Raw genomic sequence first — 6,045 nt, 5'->3', positions numbered from 1 at the left:
TCGAAAAAGGTTAAACACAGAGGTACTGGAACAATAACCAATCCTCCTGTGTTTGTTGTTTCAAGCACTGCATAGCCTTAACTGAACCGTATTGATTTATGGACTGGTTCTATTAATGGTGTGAAGTTACAAGTCTGGGCAACTTGGCTTTTTTATGCCGTATTAGTTGACTTGGGAGATGCGGTAGCTGATGAATTAGCTTTGCCATTTGACCGCATTTCTTTGGAGATGATTTTTCGAGGTTTGTACCATTTCAGCGTTGCCTACGATAAAGGTAATGCCGATGACCCCATTAAATACTTCGCTGCCCCAGAGAATCAAGACTTAGGCGTGGTTAAATATCTCCGAAAGCCAGTCTCCAGGCTAGATTTATCCCCTTTTCCTGCACCCTCTTGACAAATGTGCAATTATCTTAACCTCTCACGGATGGGAGTAGTCAAAGCCAAGAAATACCCCGCCTCCAAGCTAGATTTGTCTCCTTGGACTACGCCCTCTTGAAAAAATGCAATTACCTTAATCTCTCACTGATGGGGGCGGATCTGGGAATACTAAATGCTAAGGTCTTAAAAATTCAAAAGAATTATGATTAGCAGTGTAGTTACCATTCCCGGCTATCAAGTCAGCGAAGAACTCTACAACGGTTCTAGAACCCTAGTTTATCGAGCAGTTCGAGAGACTGATCAACAGCCTGTGGTCATCAAGCTGCTAAAAAATCCTTATCCCAACTTCATTGAACTTTTGTCGTTTCGCAATCAGTACACCATAGCTAAAAATCTCAACTTACCTGGAATCATTCAAACCTACAGCTTGGAAACGTACCAGAATAGCTATGCATTGGTAATGGAAGACTTTGGGGGAATTTCCCTAAAGCAATGGGGAACTGTGCCAACTGCCATTGAATTTTTGCTTTTAGCGATCGCTTTGTGCAATATATTAGATATTCTCATTCGTCATCGGATTATTCACAAAGATATTAAACCTGCCAATATTCTGATTAATCCAGAAACTCGTGATATCAGACTCATTGACTTTAGTATTGCATCTCTGCTACCACGGGAAACCCAAACCCTGAAAAGTCCCAATGTGTTAGAGGGAACACTCGGCTATTTGTCACCGGAACAAACCGGACGAATGAATCGTGGCATAGACTACCGGACTGATTTCTATTCTGTAGGCGTAACTTTTTACGAGTTACTGACGGGACAATTACCGTTCCAATCAAACGATCCGATGGAGTTAGTACATTGCCATATTGCTAAACTTCCAGCTTTGGTGCATGAGATTAATCCCCAAATTACGCCGATACTCTCAGAAATTGTCAGCAAACTGATGGCGAAAAATGCCGAAGACCGCTATCAGAGTGCATTCGGGCTGAAATATGATTTAGAAACTTGTTTGCATCAACTCCAGCAAACGGGCAAAGTTGAAAGTTTCCCCATTGGGCAACGGGATGTTAGCGATCGCTTCATTATCCCTGAAAAACTCTATGGTCGGGAAGATGAGGTGAAAACTTTGCTAGCAGCATTTGACCGCGTTACAAATCATCAGACGGAACTGATGTTAGTCGCAGGGTTTTCTGGGATTGGTAAAACGGCGATTATTAACGAAGTCCATAAGCCGATTGTCGAACAGCGAGGCTACTTCATCAAAGGCAAGTTTGACCAATTTAATCGTAATATTCCTTTTTCTGCCTTTGTCCAGACGTTTCGAGATTTAATGGGGCAATTGAGCCGTGAAAATGATACTCAATTATCAGCTTGGAAAACCAAAATCTTAGCAGCGCTGGGTGATAATGGGCAAGTCATTATTGAGGTAATTCCAGAACTAGAACAAATTATTGGTCAACAACTACCTGCACCCAATTTGTCTGGAACTGCGGCACAGAATCGGTTTAATTTACTCTTTCAAAAGTTTATCCAAGTATTCACTACCAAAGAACATCCTCTAGTAATTTTTTTGGATGATTTGCAGTGGGCAGATTTAGCATCTTTGAAGTTAATGCAGTTGCTAATGGATGATTCAGATGGTGGGTATTTATTATTAATTGGAGCTTACCGCGATAATGAGGTTTCTGCTGCTCATCCTTTAATGTTGACACTAGAAGAGATTGCGAAATCTAAAGTTACAATTAATACAATTACACTAACGCCATTAAGTACAGCAAGTTTAAATCAATTAGTTGCCCATACCCTCAATTGTTCGCCAGAAATTGCTCAACCATTAACTCAACTGGTATATCAAAAAACCAAAGGTAATCCATTTTTTAGCACGCAATTTCTCAAAGCACTGCATGAAGATGGGCTGATCCAGTTTGATTTTGATGGGGGAAATTGGCAGTGTGACATTCCAAAAGTGAAAGCATTAGCTGTCACGGATGATGTTGTTGAATTTATGGCATTGCAGTTACAGAAGTTGCCAATAGCGACGCAAGATGTGTTGAAATTAGCAGCGTGTATTGGTAACGAATTTGACTTGGCAACCTTGGCGATGGCCAGAGGCGCAACCTCTACGAATATGTCCCAAACCTCAGAATCCGAAACCGCAACAGCCATCTGGAAAGCTTTACAAGAGGGGTTAATTTTACCTCAAACTGAAGTTTACAAATTTTATGTGGGTCAAGAAAGTCAAACAATTGTAGGGCAAAGTTCACAAGCAGTTACTTATAAGTTTTTACACGACCGTGTGCAACAAGCTGCTTATTTTTTAATTCCTGAAGATGAGAAACAAATTACTCACTTTAAACTGGGGCAGCTACTATTAAATAATATTTCTACGGACGAGCAACAAGAAAAGATTTTTCAGATTGTTAGTCAATTGAACATCGGGTTGGGGTTAATTACTCAACAGACTGAACGCAATCAACTAGCTGAGTTAAATCTGTTAGCTGGACGGAAAGCTAAAGCTTCCACTGCCTATACTGCTGCGGTTCAGTATTTAATGCTAGGAATAAAACTGCTAGCAGCAGATAGCTGGCAAAATCAGTATGCTCTGACGCTGGCGCTGTATGAGGAAGCCGCAGAAGCAGAATACTTAAATACTCACTTTGAACAATCTATCAGTTTAGCAGATTTGATATTGCAGCAAACCACGCATCTGTTAGACAGAATTAAGACCTATGAGCTAAAAGTGCAAATTTATATTGCTCAAGATCGGCAAGTTCAAGCTATTGAAACAGGGTTAAAAGCACTAGAGCAATTAAACATTTTGTTGATACTACCTGATGTAGAGCAGAAAAATTATTTAAAGCCACTACCAGACTTGACAAATTTAGCCAATATTCCAGAGATGATCGATCCTGAATCTCTGGCTGCACTCCGGTTGCTGATTAGCATTACTCCTCCTGTTCATCATGTCAAACCGGAGATGTTTCCGTCAGTGGCGCTGACAATGCTTCATCTTTGTCTTGAGCAGGGACATTCATCCTTGGCTGCTTTTGTCTATGGAATCTATGGCTTATTTCTGTGTGCTGTAATCAAAGATGTAGACACTGCTTATCACTCAGGTCAGATATCTCTAGAGCTATTAGAGCAATACCATGCCAAAGAACTTAGCTCCAAAATTTATATGCTCTTTGGTGCTTTTATCTGTGCTTGCAAGGAGCATGGTCGAAATACTATTCAATTGTTACGAGAAGGTATGCAGTGTGGTCTAGAGGTCGGAGACATCGAGTACGCTAGCTATTCGATGATGGCTGAGTGTAAGCATTTATTCCTGATTGGAGAACCTTTAAATTCTGTCGATCAAAGGCAAGCAAAATATATTGATTTACTTTTAAACTTCAAACAAAAGCATTGTCTTGATTATGCCCAAATTTGGAGGCAACTCACTTTAAACTTCCTCGGACAAACCTCTGACCAATTTCACCTGACTGGTACTGATTTTGATGAGAGGGAAATGCTACTGCATTTTCATAACACTCATAATCATCAGTCACTATTTGCCATATATGTAGCCAAAATAATTGTACTTTATACTTTTGAAAAGTATGAACAGGCTGTAACTAATGCAGAGCAAGCCACTGAGTTTGTAGATGGAGCCTTTGGTCCACTAATTGTTGCCGGACATAACTTTTACTACTCTTTGTCCTTACTTGCACGGTATTCGAGCTGCGATCGCGTACAACCCTTCTCCTCAAGGAGACGCTACGCGAACGGGCATGAAAACCGCGTAAGCGTCCGCTCTGCGGAAGCGCTGCTGCCTCCAGCAGATCGCAATCAACAGGAATGTTGCTTAAATCAAGTAGCTAACAACCAAAAACTCATGCGCTACTGGGCCGATCGTGCTGGAGCCAACTTCCAGCACAAATATGATTTAGTTGAAGCAGAAACAGCACGGGTGATGGGAGATCCACTCAAAGCAATGGAGTATTACGATCGCGCCATTGCATTAGCTAAAGAAAACGGCTACCTCAACGAAGAAGCACTTAGCAATGAGTTGGCAGCAAAATTCTACCTCAACTGGGGTAAAGAAAAGGTGGCTCAAGCTTACATCCAAGAAGCCTACTACTGCTACGCTCGTTGGGATGCCAAGGCTAAAATCGATGACTTAGAAACACGCTATCCGCAATTACTACAATCTATTCTGCAACAAAAGCAATTCACTCTCCAGCCCTTAGAAGCCCTCGCTATACCTGCCCGCACGATTCATCAACCGACGCAAACATCTAGCTCAAGCAGCACTTCTATCTCTGAAGCCTTGGATTTTGCCACCATCCTGAAAGCGTCTCAGAGCTTGTCTAGCGAGATTCAGTTAGACAAATTGCTCCAAGGCTTGCTCAATGCGATTATGACCAATGCTGGAGCCAGTAAATGTGTGCTGATGTTGATGCAGGAGAATGACTTGCGAGTAGAAGCGATCGCCCAACTAGGACAAGAACCCAGCATCGGGCCAGCACTGCCAATAGATCAAAGTTTTGATATTCCTGTCAGTCTGATTTACACTGTCAAACGCAGTCTACAATCCCTTGTCATCGCTGATGCCAGAATAGAGGCGTCTTTGGTGGCTGATTTCTATATCACAAAGCACCAGCCCAAAAGCCTACTGTGTAATCCCATCGTGCATCAGGGTAAACTGCTAGGAATTTTATATCTGGAAAATAACCTGGCTACGGAAGCATTTACACCAGATCGGTTGGAAATTGTCAAGCTCTTATCATCCCAAGCTGCCATTTCTATCGAAAATGCTAATCTCTACAACACTCTCGAACTGAAAGTTAGCGATCGCACTCAACAGCTTTCCCAAGCCCTAGAAGAACTCAAAACGACTCAAGATCAGCTCGTGGAATCCAAGAAAATGGCTGCTTTAGGTAGCTTGGTGGCAGGGGTTGCTCATGAAGTCAACACTCCTGTGGGTACTAGCATCACACTGGTATCGACCCTCATTGATAAAACTACTAGTCTCATCACCACAGTTGAGCAGGGGCAGCTGAAACGAGCAGATTTGACCAACTACCTGAACATTGCTAAAGAATGTGGAGACATTATTTTGACAAACCTTAATAGTGCCGCAGAGTTGGTGCAAAGTTTCAAACAGGTTGCTGTCGATCAAACCAACCTGGAGCAACGTACTATTAGGGTTAAACTTTATCTGGAAGAAACGCTTTTTAGTTTGGCACCAAATTTAAGAAAAACACTACATACGGTAACTATAACTGGCGATGATACTGTAACCATTAGTACTTATCCAGGTGCATTGGCACAAGTTGTCACCAATTTGGTGATGAACTCCCTCATGCACGCCTATCAGCCCGAAGAAGCTGGGGAAATGCACTTTCAGGTGTTACAGCAAGGCGATCTAGCCATCATTCAGTACCGTGATGATGGCTGTGGTGTTCCCAAAAAGCATCTTAGCCGCATTTTTGAACCCTTCTTCACGACAGCAAGGCATCGAGGTGGAACAGGACTAGGATTGCATATTGTCTACAATCTAGTCACCCAAAAATTGCGGGGAACGATTAATGTGCAAAGCGAAGTGGGGAAGGGAACTCTATTTATAGTAACCCTTCCACTTGAGCAACAGGTTACTCCATGAACGCCAGAATTAGGG

At 42.2% G+C, this 6,045-nt stretch carries 1 protein-coding gene and 1 pseudogene; both read left to right on the top strand.

What is annotated here, in order from left to right:
- Window positions 1-96 precede the first annotated feature (96 nt).
- A pseudogene (locus V7K67_RS12605) lies at window positions 97-384 on the top strand (IS4 family transposase); the annotation flags it as partial.
- A gap of 198 nt (window positions 385-582) precedes the next feature.
- Window positions 583-6,030 (top strand): trifunctional serine/threonine-protein kinase/ATP-binding protein/sensor histidine kinase, encoded by a 5,448-nt coding sequence (locus V7K67_RS12600; protein WP_334732975.1) that lies wholly within the window; start codon window positions 583-585, stop codon window positions 6,028-6,030.
- The last annotated feature ends 15 nt before the right edge of the window (window positions 6,031-6,045 follow it).

The organism is Nostoc sp., assembly GCF_036917155.1.
GTDB lineage: Bacteria > Cyanobacteriota > Cyanobacteriia > Cyanobacteriales > Nostocaceae > Nostoc.
Note: the sequence above shows the minus strand (reverse complement) of the source record. Positions and strands in the feature narration are given on the sequence as shown.